The sequence below is a fragment of the Actinomadura sp. 9N407 genome, assembly GCF_044326315.1.
Classification (GTDB): domain Bacteria; phylum Actinomycetota; class Actinomycetes; order Streptosporangiales; family Streptosporangiaceae; genus Spirillospora.
Genome location: NZ_JBIRAW010000002.1, coordinates 357,506 through 383,387 on the forward strand (window position 1 = coordinate 357,506; position 25,882 = coordinate 383,387).

Below are 25,882 nucleotides of genomic sequence, written 5' to 3' on the forward strand. Positions count from 1 at the left end.
GCCACCGTGCCGACGCCTGTGGAGGCGGTCGCTCATGCCGTCGGCCACCAGACCACCTGGCCGTCCGCAGCCCTCCGGGCACGGCCGACCTCGCCGAGGTCGACGTAGTCGCATTGCATGCCGAGGGCCACGCGGCGTACCGTCCCCTCGGCACCGGCGGGCGCATCGCGGAGCGCTTCCAGCACGCCCAGCGCGGCACGCGCCGCATCGTCGCTCACGCCGCCTGTACGCAGCGGCGGCACGTCCCACACGTACAACCGCCGAGGCCGGTGCGCCAGGGCCGCACGCAAGGCGGCGAGTGGTACGGGCTCGCTCCTAGAATCGGTCATGGGTCGGAACCACCTTCCGGCCAAGGCCCCGGGTCTCCTGGTGTTCACGCACCGGGCCGGGGCCGCCTTGTCTTCTGGCCGGGATACGCGGCCGCGTCATACGTCGCGCCGACGCGTATCCCGTCAGTGCCAGTGAATCCGCGTCGCAGGTCACAGGTGCAGAGGCAAAATGGGATGCAGCTGCGAGCAAACAGGTGGCACGCCGACTCGTGAGGTGCACCCGCATGACGACAGAAGAACGTCGAGCGTTCGGCCGCAGACTCGCCGCCGAGCGCGGCGCGGTCCAGATGACCCAGCGCGAGCTCGCCGAGCGCGTATACGACGCCCTGCCGGACGTGCAGCGACCCGACCTCGACACTCTGGAGGGCTACGTCAAGAGGTGGGAGGCCGGCCGGGCCGGCATTGGAAGGCGGTATCGCCGGGCCTTGGCCGACGCGCTCGGCCTCGATGAGGCATTCCTGTGCGAGGGACAGCCGTCAGCGCCCGCCGATGAGACCGACGACGAGCGCCGCCAACTGCTGGCCTGCCTCGGTGTGCTGGGCATCGAAGCCGCCGTCGCAGGCGAGGCCCTGGAGCCGATCCGGCAGGCGCTGTCCAACGCACTGCCCGGCGGGCTGCAAGGGCATGTGGTCGCCGACTGGGAAGAGGTCGCCTTCGAGCATGGGCACGCGTTCCTCACCACGGCGCCTGAAGTCCTCCTACCCCACCTGGCGCACGATCTGGTGAAGCTGCAGAGGACGATCCGCACCGTAGGCGGGGAAGGGCTTCGCCAGAGCCTGTGCGCCCCGGCGGGCAAGCTGGCCGCGCTGATCGCGATGGCGGTGGCCACCCTGGGGCAGGCACGGCAGGCGCGGGACTGGTGGAAGACCGCGCGGCACACCGCCGACGCCTCGACAGACCGCGACCTGAAGATCTGGGTCCGAGGGTACGAGGCGATGAGCGCCCTGTACTCCGGGCGTCCCCCGGCACTGGTTCTCAGGTTGGCGGACGAGGCCATCGCCATTGCCGGAGCCTCCCCGGGTGGCGCCGTACTGGAGGCCATGGCCGGCCGCGCACAGGTCTTGGCCATGCTCGGCCGTGCCGCTGAGGCCGAGGCCACCATCAACGCCATGCGGGACCGGTTCGCCCGCCTGCCGCACACCACGGCCGACGAGCGGCTGTCGACCGGCGCATGGCCGGAGACCGCTCTTCGGCACACCGCGGCCTTCACCTACACCTACACCCGCAACGCCGCCGAGGCCGAGCGTGCCCAGAGCGCCGCGCTGACCCTGTATCCGGCCGACATGCGCCGGCAGCGAGCCCAGATCGAACTGCTGCGCGCGACCTGCCTGATCCAGGGCGGTGACATAGCCACCGGCATTGCTCATGCCTCTCGAACCATGGAGTCACTCAACCGCCCCCAGCGCACCACAACCGTGCAGCGAGGCGCGCAGATGGTGCTGAACGCCGTGCCCCGGTCGCAGATGAAGCAGCCCAGTGTCCATGAGTACCGCGAGATTCTGGCGCTGCCCGGTGCCCACAGCTTGCAGGACGGGGCATGACCGTCGACCTGCGTTTCCATGACGGCCGCCGGGCCTTGGAAATGCTGGAAGAGCTGGCCGGCCTGTACGAGCGGGTTTATGCCGAGCCCCCGTACGACTCCGCTCCCAAGTTCTCCCGGGCCCGATTCCTGCAGCGAACGCGCGATCAGGCACAGGCGCCGGGCTTCGTCCTGGTCACCGCTCGGCGGGAAGAGAATCTTCTGGGACTGGCGTTCGGCTTCTCGATGGCGGCCGGTAGCTGGTGGGCCGCGGCGTCCCCGCCACCACGGAGCATCTTGGGCGCGCCCAAGCTCGCGGTGATCGAGCTGATCGTCGAGGGGACCGAACGCGGACAGGGGCTTGGGCATGCGCTTCTGGACGCGCTGTTGAAGGACCGCCCGGAGTCGTTCGCAATACTCGCTGCCGTGATCGAGGCCGACGCCTACGGCTGGTATCTGCGCAACGGGTGGCGGAAAGTGGCCGAGTTCCGCGTCGAGCCGCCCTATTCCGACGCGCTCATCCTCGACCTTCGCCAGACGCCTGGGTGACCTCTGGCCGCGCGCCGGCGTCCCCGCGAGTTCAGCGCGGGCGGCGCAGGCGCAAGCGGCGGCGCGGAGGGTCCTGCAGTTCTTGGATCCAGCGGGGAAGCACGCGCCGGGGCGGGAAGGTGTAGAGCAGGGACATGAGTATGGAGACCATCGCGAACCCGAGGAAGGGGATAAACAAGAGCGGTGGGATGGAACCCAGGACGGCATCCAGTCCCGCCGGTGCCAGCATGAACAGGAACGCCGCCGCGAACCATGATCCCGACAGCGGGGTGTACATGAGATTGAACATGTCGGGATACCAGGAACGCCAGCGGCCTGTGAAGGCGAGCACTCCGGCCACCACCGTGCCGATCAGGACCAGCACGAACAGCGCGATCACCACGAGTTGGAAAGGCGACGCCTCCAACCCTTCCGATGTTCGGGCCACCCCTGCGACGATCATCGCTTGGGATCCGGGCGCATGCCGAGGTTGCGCTGGAGTTGCTCCATCATGTTCTCCGCGTCCCGGCCGGCCTTCTGGAACATGTTCTGCATGTCGCCCAGGGACTTCTTGAGCCCGTCCTGGTCCTTGAGCATGTCCATCGGGTTGCCCGCCTCGGCGTACTCGCGGGCCGTGATCTCGCTGACCTGGTCGTCCAGGTCCTGACGGGCGAGGCGTGCGGTGGTACGGACGGTTTCGGCCAGGTCGTCGGCGGCCATCCGCATCGCCCGCGGGTCGACGGTCAGTTCGGCGAGCGGGTCCTCGGCGGTGCAGGCGACCTTGACCCGTCCGTCGGCCGATTCGGCGCGGCCGGACAGGCCCGCGATCTGCTCGCGGACGGCGGCCAGTTTCTCCATGCGCTCCTGCGAGAGCCGCAGCATTTCCGAGACGTCCACGTCCTGCTCCCGTCCTCAACGGTCATGTCAGCCGCTCATACTGCAGGAGTCAGGAGTGGTCTTCAGGGGTTAGACCGGATCGTTAGATCCAGCCCATTTCGCGGGCGGCTCGTACGGCGGCCATGCGGTTGGATTCGCCGAGTTTCGCCATTGCGGACGAGAGGTAGTTGCGGACCGTTCCCTCTGTCAGGTGCAGGAGGGTGGCGATGCGGGACGTGTCGGTGCCGGCGCCCAGGAGGCGGAGGATCTCGCGCTCGCGGGCGGTGAGGGGGTTGTCGCCGGCGGCCATGGCGCTGGCGGCGAGTTCGGCGTCCAGGTAGCGGCCGCCGGTGTGGACCTTGCGGATCGCGGCGGCGAGTTCCTCGGTGGGTGCGTCCTTGGCGACGAAGCCGCGGACGCCCGCGGACATCGCGCGGCGCAGGTAGCCGGGGCGGCCGAAGCTCGTGAGGATGCAGATGGCGCAGGGAGCGCCGGCGGCCTTCAGTTGTTCGGCGACGGTGAGGCCGTCGGCGCCGGGCATGTCGATGTCGAGGACGGCGACGTCGGGGGCGTGCTCGGTGACGGCGGCGGCGACCTCGTCGCCGCGGCCGACCTCGGCGATGACCTGGAGGTCGGGTTCCAGGTTGAGCAGGGCGGCGACGGCGCCTCTGATCAGGTGCTCGTCGTCGGCGAGCAGGATGCGGATCATGCCGGGACGACGGCGCGGAGCAGGAAGCCGTCGCGGCCCCGGCGGCCGGCGGTCAGGGTGCCGCCGAGGATCTCGACCCGCTCGGACAGCCCGGCCAGGCCGGAGCCCGGGTCGTCGTGCGGGGCGCGGGTGCCGTCGTTGCTCATCTCCAGGACCACGGAGTCACCATAGAGCGCCAGCGTGATCGTGCAGCGGCGGGCCTCGCTGTGCTTGATCACGTTGGTGGCGCCCTCGCGGATCACCCAGGCCAGGACGGAACGGACCTCGGGCGGGAGGTCGGGCGGGTCGGCGATCTCGCAGCGGACGCCGGCGGCCTCCAGTACGGCGCGTACGCCGGCCAGTTCGGCGTCCAGCTCGACGGCGCGGTAGCCGCGGACGGCGGCGCGGACCTCGCGCAGGGCGTCGCGGGCGGCGCGGCGGACGTCGGTCATCTCCTCGCGGGCGCGGACGGGGTCGTTCTCGGCCATCCGGATGGCCAGCTCGCTCTTCACGGCGATCAGGGAGAGGCTGTGCCCGAGGAGGTCGTGCAGGTCGCGGGAGAAGCGCAGGCGTTCCTCGGTGACGGCGAGGCGGGCCTGGGTTTCGCGGGCGGCGTCCGCTTCCTGGTGCAGGTCCCACATGCGGCGGTAATAGAGGTTGATGTAGAGGGCGAAGCCGCAGACCCCGAAGAAGACGACGAGCAGGACGAGGGGTTCGTACCAGCGTTCGGGTGGGCCGCCCTGCATCGAGGAGGTCCCCGCGCACACGGCCGCGCCGCCCAGGCACAGTGCGGCCTGGCGGCGCCAGGACCGTACCCACAGGGCGACCGTGGAGACCCAGAACACCGGCACCACGCACCAGAGGGGGTGGGTGAGGATCATCAGGCTGAGCAGCAGCGTGAGCGTCCCGCTGGCGACGATGTCGAGGGCCGGCAGCCTGCCGTTCAGCCCGATCCTGATCAGCCGGGCGTAGTACCAGACGAAGACCGCCGCGCCCGTTCCGGCCGCGATGGTGAGCGGGAGCCCGATCGTCCCGTCCCCGTACGCGACGGCCAGGGCGCCCGCGCACGGCGCGATCACGCCGAAGGCCGCGAACAGGAACGAGTGGTAGATCGCCCGGCGGTAGCTCTCCAGCCGGCCGGCCGCGCGTTCCTCCAGATCGGCCGTCGTCGCCGTTCCCATCAGGCCCCCCTTTCGGCGTACGGTATCTGCTTCACGTGCGCGGCCCGTTCAGGCGTGGCGGGGCTCCCAGCGGAACAGCCGGCCCGCCAGCGCGCGGCCGAGCAGCGCCCACACCGCCAGGACCGCGAACGAGCGCAGGCAGGCCACCCAGGCGTCCGCGAAGCCCAGCTCCGGGTGGGCACCGAACGTGGTGAAGTCCTGCCCGAAGTAGGCGGTCTTGGTGATCTCGACGACCGGGGTCAGCGGCACCCATCGCGCCAGTTCCTGGACGGGCGCGGACATGCCCTCCAGCGGGAACAGCACGCCGGCCATGCAGGCGAACATCAGGGGCAGGACGGTCAGCTGGGTGCTCTCTGCCGTCGGGCTGATCCCGGAGATCACGAACGCGAGCAGCGCGAAGAGGGCCACGCCGCAGGCCAGGCCCGCGATCAGGAGGAGCGGATCGGCCGGGAAGCCGCCGCCGAGCGCGGTGCCCATGACGATCAGCAGCGCCAGTGCCTGCAGCGCGTACATCCCGGCCGCGGCGAGGATGCTGCCGCCCAGGATCTCGACGTCCGAGAGGGCCGTGCCGCGCAGCCGCTTGAGCGAGTAGTCCTCGCGGCGGGCGGTGAAGACGCTGGTCAAGTGCGTGAACACGGCGAAGATCAGGAAGATGCCGAGGATCGCGGTGCCCTGGTGGAGGGCGTCGTCGCCGCCGGCCAGCAGCAGGGAGCCGAACAGCACCGGCATGCCGACGACCGTGAACATGCCGGTCTTGTTGCGCCACAGCAGGGTCAGGTCCAGCCGCGCCACGCGGATGAGGTTCATCGGGTCGCCTCCTTCTCGGCGGTACGGTCCTCGGCGGTACGGAGGAAGACGTCTTCGAGCGAGGCGCTGCGGGCCTGCAGGCCGGCCAGCTCGATGGCCTGCGCGTCCGCCCAGCGCAGCAGCTCGTACAGGTGCGGCTGGAGCGGACTGACCTGGTACGCGGCGTGGGCGCGGCCGCCGTTCACGGTGACCTCGGGACGGGTGCCCCGCAGGGCCGGCAGGTCGGCGATCTGGATCCGGTCGGGGACCTCGAAGGTGATCCGGTCGCCCCGTCCCGCGACGACCTCGGCGACCGTTCCGGCGACCTCGATCCGGCCGCGGTGCATGATCGCGAGCCGGTCGGCGAGGTGCTCGGCCTCCTCCAGGTAGTGGGTCGTGAGGACGACGGTGGTGCCCTCCGCGACCAGGTCCTTCACGGTCCGCCAGGTGGCGCGGCGGGCCTCGGGGTCCATCCCGGTGGTGGGCTCGTCGAGGAAGAGCACGCTGGGCCGTCCCAGCAGGGCCAGCGCCAGGTCGAGCCGGCGCTTCTGGCCGCCCGACAGCTGCCGGACCCGTACGCCGGCCTTGTCGTCCAGGGCGACCAGGCCGAGCGCCTCGGCGCGGGGGCGCGGCCCCGGGGTGAAGCCGCGCCAGTGGTCAACGGTCTCGGCGACGGTGAGGTCGGCGAACAGGCCGCCGTCCTGGAGCATGATGCCCAGATGCGGCCGGACGGTACGGCGCTCGCGGTACGGGTCGCGCCCGAGGACCCGGACGGACCCGCCCTGCGCGGGCTGGAAGCCCTCGAGGGTCTCCAGCGTGGTGGTCTTGCCGGCCCCGTTCGTCCCGAGCAGGGCGAACAGCTCTCCCTCGCCGACCTCGAACGAGACTCCGGCGACGGCCTCGAAGTCCCCGTACCGCCGCCGGAGGTCGGTGACCTTGATGGGTGGGTTCGTCTGCATGCCTCCAGCGTCGCGGCCGGGGGCGCGCGCCGGTAGAAGCCGCTGTCAGCGGTCGGGCATGACAGCTGTCATGCCGCCACCGATGTCATGTCGCCACCGAGACGATGTGCCGGACGGACGCGCGGTCGCCGACGAGATCGAGCAGTGCCGTCGCCAGATCGGCCCGCGGGATATGGAAGCCGCGCCGCACGTTGAGGTCGGTCGCCTTGCGGTAGGTGCCCTTGCCCGGCTTGTCGAGCAGCCGCGGGGGCCGCACGATCGTCCAGTCGAGCCCGCTGCCGCCGAGGCGGGCCTCGGCGTCGCGCATGTCGGCGAAGGCGTGCCGCAGGAGCCGCTGGACGATCAGCGGCTTGGCCACGTACCGGGTGAGCGGGCCGTCCCCGGCGTCGGCGGCGAGCCCGCTCGCGCTGACCATGAGGATCCGGCGGGCACCGGCGGCCTCGCACGCCGCCGCGATGCTGCGGATGCCGTCCGCGCAGATCGTCGTGGGGCCCTTGCCCCTCGGCCCGAGCGCGCTGAGCACGGCGTCCCGGCCCTTGACCGCGGCCTCGATCGCGGTGGGGTCCAGTACGTCGGCCTGGACGACGTCGGCCCGTTCGCGCAGCTCAGCGGGTAGCCGGGACGGATCGCGCACGACGGCGGTCACCTCGTGCCCCGCGCCGAGCGCCTGCCGGACGATCTCGACGCCCGTCCCGCCGGTGGCTCCGAACACGGTCAGCCGCATGGTCTCTCCTCAGGGGTTAGTGAATGTTCACACACCCCTAGCCTGAGTACGGTCGCGGCATCTGTCAAGCTGGGGAGCGATGAGCGCGAGAGAACGGATCCTGGACGCGGCCGCGGAGGTCATGCGGGCCCGCGGAGCCGCCGGAGCCACCACCAAGGAGATCGCCCGCGCCGCCGGGTACTCGGAGGCGCTGCTCTACAAGCACTTCCGCGACAAGGAGGAACTGCTCCTGCGCGTGCTGCACGAGCGGATGCCCGCCTTCCAGGGCGCGGCCGCGGGCGAGGGCGAGGTGGCCGCCAACCTGGCCGTCCTCACCCACCGCGCGCTGAACTTCTACCTGCGGGCCTTCCCGATGATGGCGTCGATGGCGGCCCGGCCCCGCCTCATGGCCACCACCCGCGACGCGCTCGCCAAGTACGGTTCGGGCCCGCAACTCGTCCCCGTCGCCGTGGCCGGCTACCTGCGCGACGAGCAGCGCCTCGGCCGGGTGGGCGCCGCCGCGGATCCCGACGCCGTCGCCGCGCTCCTCATGGGCGCCTGCTTCCAGCAGGGCTTCCTGCGGTACTTCGCGGACGGGCCGGACGGACCCGACATCCCCGAGTCGGAAGCGCTCCCCCTGCTCGCCCCGCTACTTCCCCACCTTGACCTTGATCCCTAGGCGCTCTTCAGGCCGCTCTTCAGGCGCCTGCGGCGGGACTTCGCGGGGTACGGCGACGCGCGCGCGGGGGGCAATGCACCGGCCACGGAACGTGCGCCGGTAGCCTCGGGAACGAATTGGAGGCACAGGAGGCATGACGGCACAGGAAACCGCGCCCGAGCCACCCGAGCCACCGCGGGGGGCACCTGGGATGGCGTCCAGCGACGACCCGGCCGAGGTCAGCGGGTTCGTGGCCGCGCAGGCGGCCCGCCATGGAGTGATCGGCAACCGCGCGGCGCTGCTGGTCATCGCCGCCGGGGACCTCGCGGCCCAGCTGCGCGACCCCGGGGCCGACGTACGCGTGTGGCGGCAGCAGGAGGGCCTGTTCTGCCGGTTCCACGCCCCCTCGGGATGGCGGGGCGCCCCGCATCCCACCCCCGGCATCGAGATCATCTCGGCCGGCCAGGTCACCACCCTCCGGCTGCCTCTCTAGGCTGTGTTTCCAAAGACCCGGCCCCGTCCGGCCGTCCGGCCGGCGGAAGCCGTCAGGTGCCGGTCGGGACGGGCCTGGCGATGGTGCCGTAGTCGAGTCCGCCGTGGCTGTGGCTCGGGACGATCGGCCACTGCCGCTTCCAGGCGGCGCATTCCGAGGACGGGATGATCTGCAGCCACCTGGGGTCGCGCGGCGAGGGCGAGGCCATCGTCTTCTCCTTGACCATCGAGTCGTACTGGTCCAGCGAGTCCTCCAGCGTGTTGGCGTTCAGGACGACCTCGCGCCCGTAGAAGGCGGCCTGCTGCCGTACCCCGGGGATCCGCGACAGTTCCGGCTGCCAGTTGTCGGCCGCCATGCCGTTCTCCGACGACACCCAGACCCCGTCCGGAGTGTTGACCACGAGCGAGTGGTTCCCGTCGGTGTGCCCGGGCGTCCAGAGCAGGCTGACGCCCACGCCGAGCTCCACGTCACCGTCGAAGACCTCCAGCCGCTCGACCGGGACGCCCTCCATGCCGCGCTCGACGTACCACGCCCACTGCATCGGGTGGATGGACTCGAACGTGCCGAGTTCCTTGCGGTGCACCAGCAGCCTGGCGTTGGGGAAGAGCGGCGGCCGCGGTGCGGACTCGCCCTCGATCGGCGTGCCGCTCCCCATGATCATGCGCACGTCCTGGACGTGCAGGTGATCGAAGCTGACGTAGTCGACGTCCTCGTTGCGCAGGCCCAGGCCGGGCAGCACCCGGTCCGGGTCGTTGTAGTACTTGACGAAGAGCCGCTCGGCGCGCACCCGGCGGGCGTACGACTGCAGCTTGCGGTAGAACGGCGCCGTCCCGGAGCCCGCGGCCACGGTCGGCTCCCACACCAGCGTCTTCAGCCGCCCGTCGAAGCCGTCGAACTGGATGACGAACATCCGGTTGATGATGCTGATCATCGGGTTGGCCTGCACGGAGTAGCCCTGGAACGCGAACCGCGCGGGGTACGGCGCGGCCGCGATGTCGATGCTCTTGATCGCCCGGACCCGCCCCTGGGCCGCGAACCGCTCGCGGTACCGCTCGGCGGCCGAGCGGACGGCCTCGAGGCGATCCCCGCGCGGCCAGATCTCGTGTACCCCGTCGAACTCGGGGATCGGCCGCACGCCCTGAATCCTGTCGGGGGCCTCGGTGTGCGCTGAATCGGTCATTCTTCCTCTCCAGGGGCATCGGTTCCAGGGGTGGTGTCGGTTTCCGGGGTATCCGTTTCCGGGGTATCGGTGCCGGTCAGGTTGCGGGACTGGTAGTCCTGCCGGAGCGACGTCCCCGCCACCGAGCGGACCTGGTCCGGCACCATGAGGCGGTGCAGGACGTCGCGGGCGCGCTGCGGGAGGGCGTTCGTCCAGCGGGTCAGGGGGCCGACGTAACCGGGGATCGTCACCTCGAACCGCGGGCGCTCGATCACCCTGGCGACGGCGCGGGCGACGTCGATCGGCTTGAGGAGCCTGGCCGCGCCGGTGGCCGTGCCCGCCGCGAGTTCGGTGTCGACCACGCCCGGCATGATCACCGAGATCCGGACTCCGCTGCCGCGCAGCTCCGCCCGGACGCCGTTGAGGTAGCCGTACACACCGTGCTTGGTCGCGGCGTAGGTGGACTCGCCGGGCGGTGAGAGCTTCGAGGCCGCCGAGGCGATGGTGACGATGTGGCCCTGGCCGCGTTCGCGCATGGCGGGCGCCGCGAGCTTCACCCCCCTGATCACGCCGTGCAGGTTGACGTCCAGCTGGTGTGCCGTGGCCGCCTCGGGCTCGTCGGCGAAGCCGCCGGCCCACATCACGCCCGCGTTGTTGATCAGCACGTCGATCGGCCCCCAGCGGTCCTCGACACCGGCGAGGAAGGCGGCGAAGGACGCCGAGTCCGTGACGTCGAGGTCGAAGGCCGCCACGCTGCCGGGCAGTTCGGCGGCGGTCGCCCGTACGCCCTCGGCGTCACGGTCGCCGAGGGCCACGCGGGCGCCGCCGCGGGCCAGCAGGGCGGCCGTCTCCCGGCCGATCCCGGCGGCGCCGCCGGTCACCGCGATCACGCGTCCCGGCGAAGGTCTCACTCTCATCGGTCCCTCCCGGCTTATTCTGACATGCGGTCATGTCAGATTACTCCGGTTAGGGTGCCAGCAGGAAGGGGGCGGCACAACGGAAGGGGGAACACAGCGGTGCAGACGCGGAACGAGGGGCGGCGCTACTCGGGGGTCGACGCGGCCGAACGCGATCGCAAGCGACGCGCGAGCTTCCTCGCCGCAGCGCTGGAACTGTTCGGCACCAGCGGGTACGCGCCGACCTCGGTCAAGCGGATCTGCCAGGAGGCCGGACTCACCGAGCGGTACTTCTACGCTTCCTTCCGCGACCGCCATGACTGCCTGGCCGGCCTCTACGCCGAGCTGACCGGCGAGCTGCGGACCGCGACCCTGGCCGCGATCGACCGGGCGGCCGGCGCGGGCCCCGACGCGATCGCCGATTCCGGCCTCGCGGCGTTCGTCGGCTACCTGACCGCCGACCCCCGGCGGGCCCGGGTCGTGCTCATCGAGGTGGTGGGCGTCTCACCGGAACTCGAGGAGCGCCGGAACGCGGTCCTGCGCGAGTTCGCCGAACTCATCACCGCGGTCTGGACGGCGACGGCCGAGCCCCCGGCGGAAGCGCCCTCCCGGGCGCAGCGGCTCACCGCGGTCGGGCTGGTCGGAGCCGTCAACCATCTCCTCGTCGACTGGCTGCACGGCGGGCGGCAGGAACAACCCGCGACGCTCGTCGATGTCTGCGCCACGCTGTTCGCCGCGGCCCGCCGGAGCCAGCGAGGTTGACTCGTGGCGAGTTCGCCTCGACGGGCGACGCCAGGGGCGAACACGCCACGAGTCAACGGGAGAGCGCCTAGCGCAGGCGGGTCTTGACGACCTTGCCCATCGCGTTGCGCGGCAGCGAGTCGACCAGGTGGACGGACCGGGGCCGCTTGTGCGCCGACAGCCGTTCGGCGACGAACTCGATCAGGCGCCGCTCGTCCACGCCGTCGGCGACCACGTAGGCGGTCACCTGCTCGCCCAGATCGGGATGCGGGGTCCCGAGCACCGCCGCCTCGCGGACGGCCGGATGGGCCAGCAGCGCGTTCTCGACCTCGCCCGCGCCGATCCGGTAGCCGCCGCTCTTGATCAGGTCGGTGGACGCGCGCCCGACGATCCGGTGCCAGCCGTCGGGCCCGACGGCCGCGATGTCGCCCGTACGGAACCACCCGTCCGGCGTGAACGACGCGGCCGTCGCCTCGGGCCGGTTGAGGTAGCCGCCGAACATCATCGGCGCCTGGACGTGCAACTCCCCCGGGGTCTCGCCGTCCGCCGGTACGGGCGTCCCGTCCTCGGCGACCAGCCTGGTCCGTACGCCGGGCAGCGGCAGCCCGACATGCCCGGGCCGCCGGTCGCCGTCGGCGCGGGCGCTGACGGTGATCAGAGTCTCGGTCATCCCGTACCGCTCGACCGGGGCGTGCCCGGTCAGCGCGGCGAGCCGTTCGAACACCGGGACGGGCAGCGGCGCGCTGCCGGAGACCAGCAGCCGCGCCCCGCGCAAGGCCCGGGCGGCGTCCTCGTCGGCGCAGACGCGCGACCACACGGTCGGAACGCCGAAGAACAGCGTGCCGCCCTCGGACGCCGCCGCCGCGTACGCCTCGGCCCGGGGCCGCCCCGTGTGAACGAGCGGTGACCCGACCCGCAGCGCGCCGAGCACGCCCAGCACCAGTCCGTGGACGTGGAACAGCGGCAGCCCGTGCACCAGGACGTCGTCGGGCGTCCAGGCCCACGCCTCCGCCAGGGCGTCCAGGCCTGCGGCGATGGCCGAACGCGAAATGAGAACGCCCTTGGGCGGCCCGGTGGTCCCGCTGGTGTAGAGGATGAACGCGGTGGCGTCGCCGAAGGTCTCGACGTTCACGGACTTCCCGGCCGGGACGTCGTCCACGGGGATCTGGCGTGGCTCCGTGCCTGAGGCACCGCCTTCGTACGCGCCGCGCGCGGCCAGCAGGAGGCTCGCGCGGGAGTCGCCCAGGATGTGCGCCCGCTCGTCCGGCCCCGAGTCGGGCGGCAGCGGCACCACCGGGACACCGGCGAGGATCCCGCCCACCACGGCGATCACGGTCTCCAGCGACGCGGTGGCGTGCACGGCCACGGCCTCGGCGCCCGCGATCTCCGCGGCCACCCCGGCGGCCCGTTCCATCAGCTCCGCGCGGTGCAGCGCCCGGCCGCCGATGCTGATCGTCTGTTCGGCGGCGTTCCCGAGCAGGTCCATCACGCGTCCCTCTCGTCGAGCCAGGCCATCACGGTGTCATTGTGCTCGCCCAGCAGCGGCGGGGCGGCGTGCTCGCGCGGCGGCGCGCCGTCGAAGCGCAGCGGCGGGCCGGGCAGTTCGATCGTGCCCAGCACCGGGTGATCGACCTCGATGACCAGGCCCTGCGAGCGGGTCTGCTCCCACTCGTACACCTCGTCGATGGAACGGATCGCGCCCGCGGGCACCCCCGCCTCCCCGAGCCGCGCCAGCCACACGTCCCGGCCCTCGCCCGCCAGCGCCCGCTCGATGTCGGCGGTCAGCCGCGCCCGGTGGGCCGAGCGGTCCGGGATCGTCGCGTACTCCGCCTGGCCGGGGTCCAGCCCCACCAGGGGCGCGAACCTGCGCCACAGATTCTGGTTGGCCACCCCGATCTGGATGTCGCCGTCCGCGCATCGGAACGTGCCATACGGGGCGATCGACGGATGGTCGTTGCCGACCGACTCCGGGACGTCCTTGGCCACCGTCCACCGGGTGCCCTGGAACATGTGCGCCCCGACCACCGAGGCGAGCAGCGAGGTCCGGACGACGGTGCCCTTGCCGGTACGGGTCCGCTCGTACAGCGCGGCCAGCACCCCGGCGACGCCGTTGCCCGCCGCCAGGATGTCGGCGATCGACAGCCCCACCTTGCTCGGCGTCCCGGGCGGGCCGGTGACGCTCATGATCCCCGCCTCGCCCTGCACGATCGCGTCGTACCCGGGCCGGCCGCCCTCGGGCCCGTCATGCCCGAAGCCGGTGATCGACAGCACCACCAGCCGCGGGTTGACCTCGTGCAGCCGCTCCACCGGGAAGCCGAGCCGGTCCAGGACCCCGGTACGGAAGTTCTCCACCAGCACGTCGCCGTGCCGGACCAGCCGTTCCAGCGTCGCGCGGCCCTCGTCGGACTTGAGGTCGAGGGTGATCGACTCCTTGTTGCGGTTGCACGACAGGTAGTAGGTGCTCACCTCGTCGACGAACGGCGGTCCCCAGCCCCGGGTCTCGTCGCCGGTGCCGGGCTGCTCGACCTTGATCACGCGGGCGCCGAGATCGGCCAGCGCCATCGTGGCCTGGGGCCCCGCCACCACGCGGCTGAGATCGATGACGACGACACCTTCGAGTGGACCGGGCAAAGAGTCCTCCTTCTCCAGGGCTTGCAGAGGGCAGGGCGAGGCCGGCGGGCGTGAGCACTGCGTTTCCTCCGGCAGTATGCCGTTCGTGCCGAATCAGAGGATGACCTACCCGGCGCTGGCCGCACGCCTGCTCGCCCTGCCCCCGTCCTGCGGCCCCGTACGGGTGGTCGCCGTGGACGGGCCGAGCGGCGCAGGGAAGTCCACGTTCGCCGATCGTCTTTCACGTTCTCTGGGCGGCACTTCCCTGGGCGCCACGTCCCTGGGCGGCACTTCCCTGGGCGGGGTGCCGCTCGTGCGTTCCGATGACTTCCGCGTTCCGTGGGACGCCGATCCCCTCACCTGGTGGCGTCCCCTGACCGAGGCCGTACTCGCCCCGATCGCCGCCGGGCACCCGGGACGGTTGCGCCGGTACGACTGGCATCACGACACGTACGGCCCCGAAAAGGAGATCCCGCCGGCGCCCGTTCTGATCCTGGAGGGCGTGGGGTCGGCCTGGAGCGGCTCGCCCGCCGCGTACCGGATCTGGATCGACGCGCCCCGCGACCTGCGCCGGGCCCGCACCCTGGAACGCGATGGCCCCGGCGTCGCCGCGGCCTGGGACACCTGGTCCAAGCGCGAGCGGCACCATTTCGCCACCGACGCCACCCGTTCCCGCGCCGACCTGCTGCTCGACGGCACCGACCTGGAGGACTCCGCGTCGTTCTCGCCACTCTGAACCGGGGCGGTGCCGCACCGGCCGGCAGGGCGGCCGTCGACAGGGCCGGCAGCGTCAGGGCCCGGTATCGACAGGGCCCAGGATTGACAGGGCGGAGCGCGGTGGGATGCTGCACGCATCAGCGTGCTCGTCACCGGGAGGCGGCATGACCTACACCGGTGCGCTCTCGGCGAGCGACCTGGAGTTCTTCGCCGCGGAATGCCGCAAGTGGCGCCGGGCGGGCCTGTCGACCGATCGCTGCGACCGGCCGCGAGCCGAGGCCGCGGTGGCCGCCGCGTACGAGGCGTGCGGGCTGCCCGAGCCGGAGACCGTGGTGTGGATGGACTCGCCGCTGGGCGGGATGCTGGCGTTCTGGGTCCTGCGGCACGGGTACGAGGACCGGCTCGACGGGCTCTTCGATCCGCGGCGGAGGCGGCGGCAGCTCCGGCCGCCGGTGAAGGTGGCGAAGGCCCTGGCCACCCCTCTGGAGGAGCGGCTGCGCGAGCAGATCATGGCGCGGGCGCGGCACGTACCGGGCGACCTTCCTCCGGTGACCGCCACGATGCGCGACTTCGCCGCGGTACGGGCGGCGGTGGAACGGCATATCGGCGGTCCCCTGCTCGACCCGGTCGATTCCGGCCAGAGCCGGCAGGCCGGCGCAGAGCCGGGTGCTCGGCTGCTGTGGCGCGAGTTACGCGAGGTCTACCGCGAGGAGCCGGTACGGCGGCTGATGGACTCGGTCGGGATCCCGGTGGAGGCGCGCCTGTGGCGGGCGCGGCGGGGACCGGTGCCCGGGGACGTACGGCAGCCGGAGCCGCGGGCCGCCGAGGGGCACACGGTTCCGCCGGCGAGCCGTGAGGAGGTGTACTTCGAGCGGGAGTTCGGCGGCCACATCGAGCCCTGGCACGGGCTGGGCGAACTGGTGCTGCGCCGGAGCGTGGTCGCGGCGGCCGGGCTGCCGCCGTCGGCCCGCCTGGAGGCACTGGACGAGGCGATGCGGCAGGTCGGCTGGTGGTGGCCGATGCGCGGCGCCGTAGTGCTGACCGATCGTCCGGTCTTCCTCAAGCACGCCCATGAGGGACCGCGGGTCCATGCCGACACGCACGCGGTCTACGCGGACGGCTTCCGGGTGCCGTGAGTCAGTCCACCTCGGCGGAGGTCTCGCCTCCGGAGAGGGTGGGATAGCCCGGGCCGCGGTCGAAGAACGGGGGCTCGCCCCGGGCCGTACGGCGCCGTTCGCGCAAGGCCGCCGTGGCCCTCGCGTCCACGGCACCGCCGGCGAGCAGGACGCCGTAGTCCTCGCGGGCGCCCTCGGGCGAGACCTTGCCGTCGCGGACGTCGGCGGCGACGCGGTCCGGATCGCGGTCGAGGGGATCGCCCCAGCCGCCTCCGCCGGTCGTCCGGATGCGGATGACCTGGCCGGCGCGGACGGGCCGGTCGTCCACCAGGCCCTCCATCTCCTCGCCGTCGATGTCGACCCGGAACGGGCGTCCCGCGCGGCCCCCGTTCACGCCCCAGCAGGACAGGATGGAGCGGTCGGCGATCGACATGTAGCTCGCGTCGCGCAGCATCCGCAGATGCTTGTCGTAGCCGAGGCCGCCGCGATGCTCGCCGGGACCGCCGGAGTCGGTGGCCAGGCCGAGCCGTTCGACGATGAAAGGCCAGCGGGCCTCGGCGAACTCGGCCGGGATGTTGCGGGAGTCGGGAACGATGTGGATCGTGTCCTCGCCGTCGGCGTAGTGGCGCCCACCGGATCCGCCGCCGAGAACCTCACGCATGAGGTACGGGCCGCGGTCGTCCTCGCCGTACACGCCGGTGTAGCGGATCGTCTCCTGGTCGGCGGGCATCCGGCCGCCGGTGGCCTTGGCCAGGACGCCCGCGAGGACGCCGAGCAGCCGGAGGATCACGAACGTCCGGGCGTTGGTCGGCGCCGGGAAGACCGGGGTGAGGAGCGTCCCCTTCTCGGGGAAGCGCATCTCGATCAGGGGGACGACGCCTTCGTTCACGTCCAGCTCGGCGGCGCGTTCGGGCGTGTCGGCGAGGTTGCGCAGGATCGGCGCGAGCCACTTCTTGAGGAAGACGCCGTCCGCGTAGTCGCCCGCGTGGTTGATCGGCCCCTTGGCCTGCGGCGACGTCCCGGTGAAGTCGATGATCAGCGGGATCTCGGCGGTGTTGTCGACGGTGAGCGTGATCCGCTGCGCGTGCAGCCGGGGCGGGTCGACGCCGTCGTGCTCGGCATAGTCCTCCCAGACATGGACGCCGTCCGGGATCTTGGACAGCAGCTCGCGGCGGAACGTCTCGGTCGTCTTGCCGATGATCGCGTCGAAGCACTCCTCGACCGCCGTACGGCCGTACCGCGCGAACAGCTCGGCCAGCCGCCGGGCGCCCATCAGGCAGGCGGAGCACTCGGCGTCGAGGTCGCCCGCCAGCGAGTCGGGCATCCGCGAGTTGCGGGTCATGATCCGCAGCGCGGCCTCGTTCGGTACGCCCCGATCCCAGAGCTTGATCGGGGGGACCATCAGGCCCTCCTCGAACGCGCTGCGCGCATGGCTCGGCATCGAGCCGGGGACCGCTCCCCCGATGTCGTCGTGGTGCCCGAACGCCTGGACGAACGCGACCACCTCGTCCTCGTGGAAGACGGGCACGGTCACGCACAGGTCCGGCAGGTGCCCGATGCCGCCCTCGGACAGGTAGACGTCGTTGTGGAAGAAGACATCGCCGGGCCGCATCGTCTCGATCGGGAAGTCGCGGGCGATCGGCTGGACCAGCGCCGAGTACGAGCGGCCGGTCAGCTTGCGCAGCCGGCGATCGTGGATCCCGGCCCGGAAGTCGTGCGCGTCCCGGATCATCGGGGACCGCGCCGTCCGCGCGATCGCCGTCTCCACCTCGCGCTCGACCGAGGCGAGGGTGCCCTCCACGATCTCCAGCAGGATCGGGTCTCTGCTCATTGCCTCGCCTCCGCTCGGCGGCACGGACTGCTCGCTCATGCGCGGGTCACCACCAGGTTGCCGAAGCCGTCCATCTCGGCGCGGAAGCCGGGGTGGAGCGGGAGGGTCGAGCCGAACTCCTGGACGACCGCCGGGCCCTCGATGACGTCGCCCGGGGCGAGGCGCTCGCGCTCGTACACAGGTGTGGGCGCCCAGCCGTCGCCGAAGTGGACCTCGCGGGTGCCGGTACGGGCACGGCCCGGGTCCTTGTCGCCCGGTGGCCGTTCCTTCAACTGGGGACGGTCGAGGGGGCCGATGCCGGAGACGCGGTAGTTGACCCACTCGACCGGGTGCCGGGCGGCGTCGTCGCGGTAGCAGTAGCCGTAGAGGGCCTCGTGGGCGTCGTGGAAGCGGCGGACGACTTCCGTACGGAAGGCCTCGGAGACCTCGCCGGTGGGGGCGGGGACGCGTACCTCGAACGCCTGGCCGTAGTAGCGCAGGTCGGCCGTACGGACGAAGCGCCGCCGCTCGGGTGCGAAGCCTTCGCGTTCGAGCGCCGCCGCGGCCTCGCCCTCCAGGCCGGTGAAGGCCTCCGCGACGGCGGCGAGGTCGAGTTCGGTGTCGCGCATGACGCGGGTACGGACGTAGTCGTTCTTGACGTCCACGGTGAGCAGGCCGAACGCCGAGAGGTTGCCGGGGTTCTCCGGGATCACGGCGGCGGGCAGGCCGAGCACGTCCAGCAGCCGGCACGCCAGCAGGGGACCCGAGCCGCCGAACGCGACCAGCGGGTAGTCGCGGACGTCCAGGCCCCGCTTGACGGTGATCTGCCGGATGGCGTTGGCCTGGTTCCAGGCGGAGATCTCCAGGATGCCGGTGGCGGTGCGTTCGAGGGTGAGGCCGAGGCGTTCCGCCAGGGCCGCGAGGCCGGTACGGGCCGCGTCCACATCCAGCGGGATCTCGCCGCCGAGCAGGTGGGGCGGGATGCGGCCGAGGACGGCGTGCGCGTCGGTCACGGCGGGCTCCCCGCCGGGACGTCCGTAGCAGAGCGGGCCGGGGTCGGCGCCGGCGCTGCGCGGGCCGACCTTCAGCGTGCCCTCCGGGGACACCCACGCGACCGAGCCGCCGCCCGCGCCCACGGTGACGATGTCGATCATCGGGATCTTGACCGGATGGCGGCCGATCGACCCCTCGGTGGTGAGGGTGGGCTCGCCGTCCAGGATCACGGCCACGTCGGTGGAGGTACCTCCGCCGTCCAGGGTGACGGCCGAGCCGCGTCCGGTACGAGCCGCCACGAAGGCCGCGCCGAGCGCGCCGGCCGCCGGGCCGGACAGCACGGTGGTGATCGGCTGGTGCGCGACCTCCTCGGCCGACAGCACCCCGCCGTTGCTCTTCATCACGTGGAGGCGGCCCGGCGCCTGCCCGGCGATCCGGGAGAGGTAGCGGGACATGACCGGCTTGACGGCGGCGTCGACCAGCGTCGTCACCGAGCGCTCGTACTCCCGGTACTCGCGCAGCACCTCGCACGACAGCGACACCACGGCGCCGGGATGCTCGCGCCGCAGCACCTCCCGCATCGCCAGCTCATGGGACGGATCGGCGTAGGAATGCAGGAAGCACACGCCGATCGCGCCGATGCCCTCGTCGCGGAACCAGCGGGCCGCCTCCGCCGCGCCCTCCTCGTCGAACGGCCACAGCTCGGCACCGGTGTGGTCGAGCCGCCCGCCGACCGTCCGTACCCGGTGGACGGGGACGATCCGCGGCGGCTTGACCCAGAAGTAGGAGTTCCCGTAGCCGTCCGGGACGCTCTGCCTCGCGATCTCCAGCACGAAGCCGAAGCCCTCGGTCGTGATGAACCCGAGGTCCTCGATCCGGTCCTCCAGCAGCCGGTTGGTCGCGACCGTCGTCCCGTGCGACAGGCCCGTGACCGTAGCCCCTTCCTGGTCCGCCGGCCCGTCCCCGCCGTCCGCCCCCTCCGGAGCCGCCGATACCTTGGCCACGGCGGTCAGGAAGCCCTCGGCCGGATCGGACGGTGTGGACGGGGTCTTGGTCGTGACGATCTCGCCGGTGTCCTCGTCCAGCGCCACGACGTCGGTGAACGTCCCGCCGGTGTCGATCCCGATCCGCAGCCTTCGCCCCATGGCTTCGGTCTACCGCATGCCGGCCGCCCGGCGAACCGTCGCGATATGCCAATGCGCGGGTCGTTCTTTGGCGAGTCGCGTCGGGTACTAGGCTGGGCGGGTTCTGTAGAGCCGCTGATCACACACTGCTGGAGCCCGCCGATGGCGCTTGAACGGCCCGAGATCGACTTCCCGGAGGGCACGCCCCCGGAATACCTCGACATCACCGACATCACCCAGGGGGACGGCCGGGAGGCCGCCAAGGGCGACACGGTGTCGATGCACTACGTCGGGGTCTCGTTCTCCACGGGCGAGGAGTTCGACGCCTCCTGGAACCGCGGCAGCACGCTGGACTTCCAGCTCGGCTCCGGCCGCGTCATCAAGGGCTGGGACATGGGCATCGCCGGCATGAAGGTCGGCGGCCGCCGCAAGCTGGTCATCCCGCCGCACCTGGCGTACGGCAACCAGAGCCCCAGCCCGGCGATCAAGCCCGGCGAGACGCTGATCTTCGTGGTGGACCTGGTCGACGTCAGCTGACGCCACCCACGCGCATGCGGCGGGCGATCCGGGGCTTCCCCGGGACGCCCGCCGTCGCCGTCTCAGCCCCGGTCCGTACGCCCGCGCTGGAACGGGGTGGCGGCGGGAGCGATCAGGTCGGCGGCGTGCTTCTCGTAAAGGGCGAGGTTGCGTTCGGCCAGATGGTCGAAGCCGTGCGGGACCGACGAGCCCGGCGTGAGCGAGCCCATCGCGGTGTCCGGGTCGAGCCGGGCGGCGGCCCAGCCCTCGTGGCTGGCGGCCCGCGCCACCACCTCCGCGATCGGCGTCACGATCATCGAGTTGCCGAAGTAGAGCGTGCCGGCCGGATCGGCTCCGACCGCGTTGGCCCCGATCACGTACACGTGCTCGTCGTACGCCCGGGCACGGCAGGTCAGCTCCCAGATGTCGGCCGAGCGCAGCAGGGCCGACGGCCGGCAGATCAGCTCCGCGCCGCGGACCGCCTGGATCCGCCACAGCTCCGGGAAGTCGCCGTCGAAGCAGATCGCCATGCCGATGCGGCCGAGGGCGGTGGGTACGACGCAGACCTCGGACCCGGGCGTGGCCCAGCCGCCGTGCCGGGAGTCCTCGACGCGGAACGGATGCGTCTTGCGGTAGACGCCGAGCACCGCGCCGTCGGGCCCGATGAGGACGGCCGAGTTGTAGACCGTTCCAGGGTCGGGGCCGCGCTCGTACGTACCGACGCACAGGTGGATGCCCAGGTCACGCGCCATCTGCTGGAACGGCTCGCTGACCGGGCCGGGGATCTCCGACATCAGCTGCCACAGCTCCTCGGCGGGCAGGCCTGGGTTGAAGCCGGTCGTGCACGTCTCCGGCAGGACGACCAGCTCGGCGCCGGACTCCCGGACGCAGCGCGCCGTCCAGTCCGTCGCCCTGCCGATGTTGGCCCGTACGGATTCGGACGTGAGCGGGCCGGGGACCGGCGCCAGCTGTACGGCGGCGGCCGTGAAGGGCCTCATGGTCATCTCCCGGTGGTCAAGGCTGGTACTGGAGACGGATCATCGCTTCGTGCGATGTCCTAGGGCGTACCCCACAACGACCCCGGCCAGCGCCACCGCGCCACCCGCGCAGAACGCGGCGATCACCGGCACGGACCGCGGTTCGCCCGAGCTCCCCGGATGGACAGAGCCCCCCGGATGGAGCGACCCGCCGGGATGGACAGACCCGCCCGGACGGACGGAACCGGCCGGATGGTCTGAGCCGCCTGGACCCACCGAGCCGGCCGGGTGAAGCGCCGTCGTCTCCGGCACTTCCGGCTCCCCCGCCTGGGCGGGTATCGCGGCGGGCTCGGCCCGCGCCAGCGCCCGCTCGACGGCGGCGAAGAACTCTCCTGCCGTCTTCCTGGCCACGGACACCACCATCCGCTGGCCGACCCCGCCGATCATCCCGCCGACGATCGCGTCCGCGTCGTAGTCGACCCGCGTGCAGCCCTCGTCCTCGGACAGCCGGACGTGCACGGTGGCGTCGACCGTTCCGGGGGCGCCCTGCCCCTGGGCGCGCAGGACGAACGAGCGCAGCGGATCCGGCTCGGCCAGCTCGACCCGGCCGACGTAGGTGCCCTTGATGGAGGCGATCCCGGCGGAGACGGTCATCTTGTACGCGTCGCGCCCGGTCTCCTCCAGGGAGTGGCAGCCCGGGATGGTCCGGGCCAGGACGGCGGGATCCTGCAGCGCGTCCCACACGCGGGGGAGCGGCGCCGCGACGGTGGCACTACCGGTGATCTTCATGTCCCGACTCTCATGTCCCGACTCTCATCTCCCGACCTTAAGGAATGCGGCCGTTCCCCCGTACGGCAACATGTGCCGAGCACACGCCGAGGGTTGGGCAGATACGCCCCGTTCGGTCCGAATAAGTGGAGAATGTTCTTACACGGACCGAACGGAACATCCGGCGGACGCGAACCCTCGTCCGCCCCCGCGCGTCAACCGTTGCGGTACCCCTGCTCTCTGCACCAGAACTGTCCTGAACCGAACCGCTGTCTTGAACCGCAGTGCTGTCTGAACCGAATGGAGAACGCGGCTGATGCGAGGAACGATGCCCGTGGTCGCGACGCTGGCCGCAGGCGTGATCGGCATTGCCGCGGGAACGTGGCCGACCGTACGGGCCCAGGCGTCCGGCGGCCAGGACGGGCCGTCGATACAGGCGCAGCTCGACTCGGTGCTCGCCGACAAGCAGTGGGCCACGCCCAAGCCGGGTTCGTGGACGCCGCCGGTGGCCGCGCCGGACGGGCTGCCGCCGGTCATCAGCCGCATCACCACCCAGGAGAAGGTCGTCTTCCTGACCATCGACGACGGCTACGAGTACGACGCCGAGTTCGTGAACCTGGTCCGCAAGGAGCAAGTGCCGATCATGACGTTCCTGACCTCGCGGTACGTCAAGGGGCAGGGCCAGTACTTCTGGGCGATGCGCAACGCCGGGTCGGTGATGGAGAACCACACGGTCAACCACCTCAACATGGCGCTGCAGACACCGGAGAAGCAGAAGCAGGAGATCTGCCAGTCGTCCGACACCATCGCCCAGCAGTACGGCCGGCGCCCGCAGATCCTCCGGCCGCCGTTCGGCAGCATGAACGAGACCACCCGCAAGATGGCCAAGGAGTGCGGGATCAAGTCGATCCTGCTGTGGTCGGCGGAGTTCTACAACGGCACGAACGGGCCGGGCGTCGGCTTCAACGGCTTCGCGCGCGGCGACGGCGGCAAGGGCTTCAAGCCGGGCGACATCGTCCTCATGCACTACCGCAAGGGCTTGGCGGAGCAGCTCAAGATGATCCTGACCTGGATCCGGCAGCAGGGCTACAAGGCCGCCGCCGTGGAGAACTACCTGCCCAAGTCCCTCGGTGGCAACGCCCCCGACAAGCCCCCGGCGACGCCGCAGTAGGCCGGACGCCCGAGCAGGCCGGACGCCCGAGCAGGCCGGACGCCCGAGCAGGCCGGACGCCTGAGTAGACCGGACACCGGAGCAGGCCGGGGCGGGCCCGCCGCGACGAACCCCTATCGGGCGGCGGTACGGCCCGCGCGGCGGGTGCGGAGGTCCTGGTCGGTCCGGGCGCGCAGGCGCAGGTGGAAGAGGGCGTCCGGGGAGAGCGGCATCGCGTCGATCCGGATGCCCTCGGCGTCCTCGACGGCGGAGGCGATCACGGCGGAGACCGGGATGACGCCCGCCTCGCCGGCGCCCTTGATGCCGAGCGGGTTCAGCGGGGACGGCGTCTCCAGGTGGTCGGTCTCGATCCGCGGGATCTCGGTCGCGTACGGCATCAGGAAGTCCATGAACGAGGCGTTCAGGAGCTGGCCGGACTCGTCGTAGGCCATCCGCTCGTACAGGGCGCCGCCGATGCCCTGCGCCACTCCCCCGTGGATCTGGCCCTCGACGACCATCGGGTTGATGAGCCGGCCGCAGTCGTGCACGACCGCGTAGCGCAGGACGGCGATCTCGGCGGTGTCCGGGTCGATCTCGACGATCGCGGCGTGCGCGCCGGCCGCGAACGTGGAGCGGATCGGCGAGTAGTAGTCGCGCCCTTCGAGGCCCGGTTCCTCGCCGCGCGGCACGGGCGGCTCGGTCGGAGCCCCGCCCACGGCGAACTGCGTGGCGCGTGCCGTCTCCTCGTCGAAGGCGTAGCGGAGGGGGTTGGACAGGACGGCGACGGTACGGAGCGGGACGGCCGCCGAACGGTCGCCGCGCACGTGCACCACGCCGTCGGTGATGTCCAGGTCGTCCGGGCTCGCCTCCAGTGCCTCGGCCGCGATCCGCAGCGCCTTGGCGCGGACCTTGCGGCACGCCAGCGCGATCGCGTTGCCGCTCATCACGGCGGCCCGCGAGGCGAACGTGCCGACCGCGTACCCGAACCGCCGGGTGTCGCCGGTCGTGACCCGCACGTCCTCGATCGGTACGCCCAGCTCCGACGCGGCGATCTGGGCGAACACCGTCTGGTGGCCCTGCCCCTGCGAGGTAAGGCCGGTCGAGACGTGTACCCGTCCGGCCGAGTCGATCTCGACGTGGCCGCCCTCGTACGGGCCGACGCCGGTGCCCTCCACGTAGCAGCCGAGACCGATCCCGATCCGGCGGCCCTTGCTCGCGGCGGCCGCCCTGGCCTGCTCGAACCCGTCCCAGCCGATCAGTTCCCTGACCTTGCGCAGCAGCTCGGGATAGTCGCCCGAGTCGTAGATGAGCGGGCGCCCGTCCTGGAACGTCAGGCCCTGGTCGTACGGGAACTCGTCCGGCCGGATCATGTTCGCCTCGCGGACCCGCGCGCGGTCGAGGCCGAGGTGGTCGGCGATGCGGTCCATCGTGCGTTCCATGCAGAAGACGCCCTGCGGACGGCCCGCGCCCCGGTACGGGGTGACGATCAGCGTGTTGGTGTAGAGGCTCACCACCTCGGCCCGGTAGGCGCCCGGCTTGTACGGGCCGAGCAACTGGGTGGAGGTGACGATCGGGATGATGATGCCGTACGGGGTGTAGGCGCCGTTGTCGTGCAGGATCCGCACGTCCAGGCCGAGCAGGTGCCCCTCGTCGTCGAAGCCGGCCCGTACGCGCTGGACCTGGCCGCGCTCGTGCGCCGACGCGACGAAGTGCTCGCGCCGGTCCTCCGCCCATTTGAGCTCCCGGCCGAGCAGCCGCGCCGCCCACGGCACCAGGATCTCCTCCGGCCAGGGATGCACGATCTTGACGCCGAAGCCGCCGCCGACATCGGGCGCGATCACCTCGACCTTGCCGGGCGCCAGGTCCAGCTTGGCCGCGATCGCGGCGCGCACGCTCGTGGACGCCTGGGTGGACGTGTAGACGCGGAGCGATTCGTCATCGGCGTCCCAGCGCGCGTACACGCCGCGGCCCTCCAAGGGCATGGACGCACTGCGCTCGATGTCGAGCCGGAATTCCAGGACGTGCGGGGCCGTCTCCAGTGCCGCGTCCACGTCACCGACGTTCTGGTGCAGGACGGCGGCGACGTTCCCTGGGACGTCGTCGTGGACGAGGTGCTCGGCGCGTTCGGCGGTCTCGATCCCGACGACGACGGGCAGCGGCTCGTACTCGACCCGGATGCGCTCGACGGCGTCCTCGGCCAGGTAGCGGTCTCGGGCGACGACCATGACGATCGGCTCGCCCACATGCCGTACGACGTCGCGTGCGAGCGGGTACCCCGTACGTCCGTGCGTGAGCGCGGGATGCGGGATGAGCAGCGGCAGTCGCTCGCCCACGCGGCCGGGGAGGTCCTCGTGGGTGTAGATCGTGACGAGGCCGTCGACGTCCAGGGCACCGGACACGTCGATGTCGACGATGCGGGCGTGGGCGTGCGGGGATCGTACGAACGCCGCCGCCAGCGCCCGCTGCCCCAGATCGTCCAGGAACCGCCCCTGGCCGGTGAGCAGCCGGGGGTCCTCGCGTCGCTGTACGGGCTGCCCGAAGTCGCGCGTCCCCATCAGGACTCCCGTCCCATCAAGACTCTCGTCC

Annotated in this window: 26 protein-coding genes; 9 read left to right on the forward strand and 17 right to left on the reverse strand. The window is 71.9% G+C overall.

Going from position 1 to position 25,882, the window contains the following annotated elements; all coding sequences use genetic code 11:
• Positions 1-32 precede the first annotated feature (32 nt).
• Positions 33-329: a hypothetical protein gene (locus ACH34Q_RS04340; protein ID WP_395981402.1), complete on the reverse strand. Its 297-nt coding sequence runs from the start codon at positions 327-329 to the stop codon at positions 33-35.
• 224 nt (positions 330-553) lie between these two features.
• Between ACH34Q_RS04340 and ACH34Q_RS04345 the strand changes: the two genes are divergently transcribed.
• Complete coding sequence (locus ACH34Q_RS04345; RefSeq protein ID WP_395981403.1) at positions 554-1,870, forward strand: helix-turn-helix domain-containing protein; 1,317 nt, start codon at positions 554-556, stop codon at positions 1,868-1,870.
• Positions 1,867-2,397 (forward strand): GNAT family N-acetyltransferase, encoded by a 531-nt coding sequence (locus tag ACH34Q_RS04350; protein ID WP_395981404.1) that lies wholly within the window; start codon positions 1,867-1,869, stop codon positions 2,395-2,397. The genes ACH34Q_RS04345 and ACH34Q_RS04350 overlap by 4 nt, the downstream gene beginning before the upstream one ends.
• A gap of 31 nt (positions 2,398-2,428) precedes the next feature.
• On the opposite strand, the gene ACH34Q_RS04355 is transcribed toward ACH34Q_RS04350, so the two are convergent.
• From ACH34Q_RS04355 to ACH34Q_RS04385, 7 genes are all read right to left on the reverse strand, one after another.
• Entirely contained in the window at positions 2,429-2,839 is a 411-nt protein-coding gene (locus ACH34Q_RS04355; protein WP_395981405.1) for a hypothetical protein, read from the reverse strand.
• Entirely contained in the window at positions 2,836-3,273 is a 438-nt protein-coding gene (locus ACH34Q_RS04360) for a YbaB/EbfC family nucleoid-associated protein (RefSeq protein WP_395981406.1), read from the reverse strand. Before ACH34Q_RS04360 ends, ACH34Q_RS04355 begins: the two co-directional genes overlap by 4 nt.
• Before the next feature lie 82 nt (positions 3,274-3,355).
• A complete protein-coding gene (locus ACH34Q_RS04365; RefSeq protein WP_395981407.1) occupies positions 3,356-3,961 on the reverse strand; it encodes a response regulator in 606 nt (201 codons plus the stop codon).
• Complete coding sequence (locus ACH34Q_RS04370) at positions 3,958-5,121, reverse strand: sensor histidine kinase (protein WP_395981408.1); 1,164 nt, start codon at positions 5,119-5,121, stop codon at positions 3,958-3,960. Before ACH34Q_RS04370 ends, ACH34Q_RS04365 begins: the two co-directional genes overlap by 4 nt.
• Positions 5,122-5,169: 48 nt before the next feature.
• On the reverse strand, positions 5,170-5,928 hold the full coding sequence (locus tag ACH34Q_RS04375) for an ABC transporter permease (RefSeq protein ID WP_395981409.1): 759 nt from the start codon (positions 5,926-5,928) through the stop codon (positions 5,170-5,172).
• A complete protein-coding gene (locus ACH34Q_RS04380) occupies positions 5,925-6,866 on the reverse strand; it encodes an ABC transporter ATP-binding protein (RefSeq protein ID WP_395981410.1) in 942 nt (313 codons plus the stop codon). The genes ACH34Q_RS04375 and ACH34Q_RS04380 overlap by 4 nt, the downstream gene beginning before the upstream one ends.
• An 85-nt stretch (positions 6,867-6,951) precedes the next feature.
• Entirely contained in the window at positions 6,952-7,590 is a 639-nt protein-coding gene (locus tag ACH34Q_RS04385; protein ID WP_395981411.1) for an NAD(P)-dependent oxidoreductase, read from the reverse strand.
• A 79-nt stretch (positions 7,591-7,669) separates the two neighbouring features.
• On the opposite strand from ACH34Q_RS04385, the gene ACH34Q_RS04390 reads away from it, so the two are divergent.
• Together ACH34Q_RS04390 and ACH34Q_RS04395 are read left to right on the forward strand one after the other, a co-directional pair.
• Positions 7,670-8,248 (forward strand): helix-turn-helix domain-containing protein, encoded by a 579-nt coding sequence (locus tag ACH34Q_RS04390; RefSeq protein WP_395981412.1) that lies wholly within the window; start codon positions 7,670-7,672, stop codon positions 8,246-8,248.
• A 133-nt stretch (positions 8,249-8,381) separates the two neighbouring features.
• Positions 8,382-8,720 (forward strand): hypothetical protein, encoded by a 339-nt coding sequence (locus ACH34Q_RS04395; RefSeq protein WP_395981413.1) that lies wholly within the window; start codon positions 8,382-8,384, stop codon positions 8,718-8,720.
• Positions 8,721-8,772: 52 nt separating this feature from the next.
• Here the strand turns inward: ACH34Q_RS04395 and ACH34Q_RS04400 are convergent, their stop codons facing one another.
• A complete protein-coding gene (locus ACH34Q_RS04400) occupies positions 8,773-9,900 on the reverse strand; it encodes a hypothetical protein (protein WP_395981414.1) in 1,128 nt (375 codons plus the stop codon).
• A complete protein-coding gene (locus ACH34Q_RS04405; RefSeq protein WP_395981416.1) occupies positions 9,897-10,796 on the reverse strand; it encodes an SDR family oxidoreductase in 900 nt (299 codons plus the stop codon). The genes ACH34Q_RS04400 and ACH34Q_RS04405 overlap by 4 nt, the downstream gene beginning before the upstream one ends.
• Before the next feature lie 99 nt (positions 10,797-10,895).
• Between ACH34Q_RS04405 and ACH34Q_RS04410 the strand changes: the two genes are divergently transcribed.
• Complete coding sequence (locus tag ACH34Q_RS04410) at positions 10,896-11,537, forward strand: TetR/AcrR family transcriptional regulator (RefSeq protein ID WP_395981417.1); 642 nt, start codon at positions 10,896-10,898, stop codon at positions 11,535-11,537.
• A 67-nt stretch (positions 11,538-11,604) separates the two neighbouring features.
• Here ACH34Q_RS04410 and ACH34Q_RS04415 read toward each other — a convergent pair whose 3' ends face one another.
• Positions 11,605-13,002 (reverse strand): acyl-CoA synthetase, encoded by a 1,398-nt coding sequence (locus ACH34Q_RS04415; protein ID WP_395981418.1) that lies wholly within the window; start codon positions 13,000-13,002, stop codon positions 11,605-11,607.
• Positions 13,002-14,147 (reverse strand): CaiB/BaiF CoA transferase family protein, encoded by a 1,146-nt coding sequence (locus tag ACH34Q_RS04420; RefSeq protein WP_395981419.1) that lies wholly within the window; start codon positions 14,145-14,147, stop codon positions 13,002-13,004. Before ACH34Q_RS04420 ends, ACH34Q_RS04415 begins: the two co-directional genes overlap by 1 nt.
• 76 nt (positions 14,148-14,223) lie before the next feature.
• On the opposite strand from ACH34Q_RS04420, the gene ACH34Q_RS04425 reads away from it, so the two are divergent.
• Positions 14,224-14,862, forward strand: a complete 639-nt coding sequence (locus ACH34Q_RS04425) for a uridine kinase (protein ID WP_395981420.1) — start codon at positions 14,224-14,226, stop codon at positions 14,860-14,862.
• 145 nt (positions 14,863-15,007) lie between these two features.
• Positions 15,008-15,979, forward strand: coding sequence for a DUF6745 domain-containing protein (locus tag ACH34Q_RS04430; RefSeq protein ID WP_395981421.1), 972 nt, complete (start codon positions 15,008-15,010; stop codon positions 15,977-15,979).
• A gap of 1 nt (position 15,980) precedes the next feature.
• Here ACH34Q_RS04430 and ACH34Q_RS04435 read toward each other — a convergent pair whose 3' ends face one another.
• Together ACH34Q_RS04435 and ACH34Q_RS04440 are read right to left on the reverse strand one after the other, a co-directional pair.
• Entirely contained in the window at positions 15,981-17,789 is a 1,809-nt protein-coding gene (locus tag ACH34Q_RS04435; RefSeq protein ID WP_395981422.1) for a hydantoinase B/oxoprolinase family protein, read from the reverse strand.
• 35 nt (positions 17,790-17,824) lie between these two features.
• Entirely contained in the window at positions 17,825-19,906 is a 2,082-nt protein-coding gene (locus ACH34Q_RS04440; protein WP_395981423.1) for a hydantoinase/oxoprolinase family protein, read from the reverse strand.
• A 141-nt stretch (positions 19,907-20,047) separates the two neighbouring features.
• Here ACH34Q_RS04440 and ACH34Q_RS04445 point away from each other — a divergent pair, with 141 nt between their 5' ends.
• On the forward strand, positions 20,048-20,422 hold the full coding sequence (locus tag ACH34Q_RS04445) for an FKBP-type peptidyl-prolyl cis-trans isomerase (RefSeq protein ID WP_395981424.1): 375 nt from the start codon (positions 20,048-20,050) through the stop codon (positions 20,420-20,422).
• 62 nt (positions 20,423-20,484) lie between these two features.
• On the opposite strand, the gene ACH34Q_RS04450 is transcribed toward ACH34Q_RS04445, so the two are convergent.
• Together ACH34Q_RS04450 and ACH34Q_RS04455 are read right to left on the reverse strand one after the other, a co-directional pair.
• Positions 20,485-21,399 carry a carbon-nitrogen hydrolase family protein gene (locus ACH34Q_RS04450; RefSeq protein ID WP_395981425.1) on the reverse strand — a complete coding sequence of 305 codons (915 nt, stop codon included), beginning with the start codon at positions 21,397-21,399 and terminating at the stop codon, positions 20,485-20,487.
• 39 nt (positions 21,400-21,438) lie between these two features.
• Positions 21,439-22,167: a carbon monoxide dehydrogenase subunit G gene (locus tag ACH34Q_RS04455; protein ID WP_395981426.1), complete on the reverse strand. Its 729-nt coding sequence runs from the start codon at positions 22,165-22,167 to the stop codon at positions 21,439-21,441.
• Positions 22,168-22,462: 295 nt separating this feature from the next.
• Between ACH34Q_RS04455 and ACH34Q_RS04460 the strand changes: the two genes are divergently transcribed.
• Complete coding sequence (locus tag ACH34Q_RS04460; protein WP_395981427.1) at positions 22,463-23,317, forward strand: polysaccharide deacetylase family protein; 855 nt, start codon at positions 22,463-22,465, stop codon at positions 23,315-23,317.
• A 113-nt stretch (positions 23,318-23,430) separates the two neighbouring features.
• Here ACH34Q_RS04460 and cutA read toward each other — a convergent pair whose 3' ends face one another.
• Positions 23,431-25,851 (reverse strand): aerobic carbon-monoxide dehydrogenase large subunit, encoded by a 2,421-nt coding sequence (cutA, locus tag ACH34Q_RS04465; RefSeq protein ID WP_395981428.1) that lies wholly within the window; start codon positions 25,849-25,851, stop codon positions 23,431-23,433.
• Positions 25,852-25,882: the final 31 nt, after the last annotated feature.

Bases quoted from the DNA above. Each gene is read 5' to 3' on its own strand.
- ACH34Q_RS04340 (WP_395981402.1), bottom strand. From the start codon at position 329: ATGACCGATTCTAGGAGCGAGCCCGTACCACTCGCCGCCTTGCGTGCG.
- ACH34Q_RS04345 (WP_395981403.1), top strand. From the start codon at position 554: ATGACGACAGAAGAACGTCGAGCGTTCGGCCGCAGACTCGCCGCCGAG.
- ACH34Q_RS04350 (WP_395981404.1), top strand. From the start codon at position 1,867: ATGACCGTCGACCTGCGTTTCCATGACGGCCGCCGGGCCTTGGAAATG.
- ACH34Q_RS04355 (WP_395981405.1), bottom strand. From the start codon at position 2,839: ATGATCGTCGCAGGGGTGGCCCGAACATCGGAAGGGTTGGAGGCGTCG.
- ACH34Q_RS04365 (WP_395981407.1), bottom strand. From the start codon at position 3,961: ATGATCCGCATCCTGCTCGCCGACGACGAGCACCTGATCAGAGGCGCC.
- ACH34Q_RS04370 (WP_395981408.1), bottom strand. From the start codon at position 5,121: ATGGGAACGGCGACGACGGCCGATCTGGAGGAACGCGCGGCCGGCCGG.
- ACH34Q_RS04375 (WP_395981409.1), bottom strand. From the start codon at position 5,928: ATGAACCTCATCCGCGTGGCGCGGCTGGACCTGACCCTGCTGTGGCGC.
- ACH34Q_RS04380 (WP_395981410.1), bottom strand. From the start codon at position 6,866: ATGCAGACGAACCCACCCATCAAGGTCACCGACCTCCGGCGGCGGTAC.
- ACH34Q_RS04385 (WP_395981411.1), bottom strand. From the start codon at position 7,590: ATGCGGCTGACCGTGTTCGGAGCCACCGGCGGGACGGGCGTCGAGATC.
- ACH34Q_RS04390 (WP_395981412.1), top strand. From the start codon at position 7,670: ATGAGCGCGAGAGAACGGATCCTGGACGCGGCCGCGGAGGTCATGCGG.
- ACH34Q_RS04395 (WP_395981413.1), top strand. From the start codon at position 8,382: ATGACGGCACAGGAAACCGCGCCCGAGCCACCCGAGCCACCGCGGGGG.
- ACH34Q_RS04400 (WP_395981414.1), bottom strand. From the start codon at position 9,900: ATGACCGATTCAGCGCACACCGAGGCCCCCGACAGGATTCAGGGCGTG.
- ACH34Q_RS04405 (WP_395981416.1), bottom strand. From the start codon at position 10,796: ATGAGAGTGAGACCTTCGCCGGGACGCGTGATCGCGGTGACCGGCGGC.
- ACH34Q_RS04415 (WP_395981418.1), bottom strand. From the start codon at position 13,002: ATGGACCTGCTCGGGAACGCCGCCGAACAGACGATCAGCATCGGCGGC.
- ACH34Q_RS04425 (WP_395981420.1), top strand. From the start codon at position 14,224: ATGCCGTTCGTGCCGAATCAGAGGATGACCTACCCGGCGCTGGCCGCA.
- ACH34Q_RS04430 (WP_395981421.1), top strand. From the start codon at position 15,008: ATGACCTACACCGGTGCGCTCTCGGCGAGCGACCTGGAGTTCTTCGCC.
- ACH34Q_RS04435 (WP_395981422.1), bottom strand. From the start codon at position 17,789: ATGAGCAGAGACCCGATCCTGCTGGAGATCGTGGAGGGCACCCTCGCC.
- ACH34Q_RS04440 (WP_395981423.1), bottom strand. From the start codon at position 19,906: ATGGGGCGAAGGCTGCGGATCGGGATCGACACCGGCGGGACGTTCACC.
- ACH34Q_RS04445 (WP_395981424.1), top strand. From the start codon at position 20,048: ATGGCGCTTGAACGGCCCGAGATCGACTTCCCGGAGGGCACGCCCCCG.
- ACH34Q_RS04450 (WP_395981425.1), bottom strand. From the start codon at position 21,399: ATGAGGCCCTTCACGGCCGCCGCCGTACAGCTGGCGCCGGTCCCCGGC.
- ACH34Q_RS04455 (WP_395981426.1), bottom strand. From the start codon at position 22,167: ATGAAGATCACCGGTAGTGCCACCGTCGCGGCGCCGCTCCCCCGCGTG.
- ACH34Q_RS04460 (WP_395981427.1), top strand. From the start codon at position 22,463: ATGCGAGGAACGATGCCCGTGGTCGCGACGCTGGCCGCAGGCGTGATC.
- cutA (WP_395981428.1), bottom strand. From the start codon at position 25,851: ATGGGGACGCGCGACTTCGGGCAGCCCGTACAGCGACGCGAGGACCCC.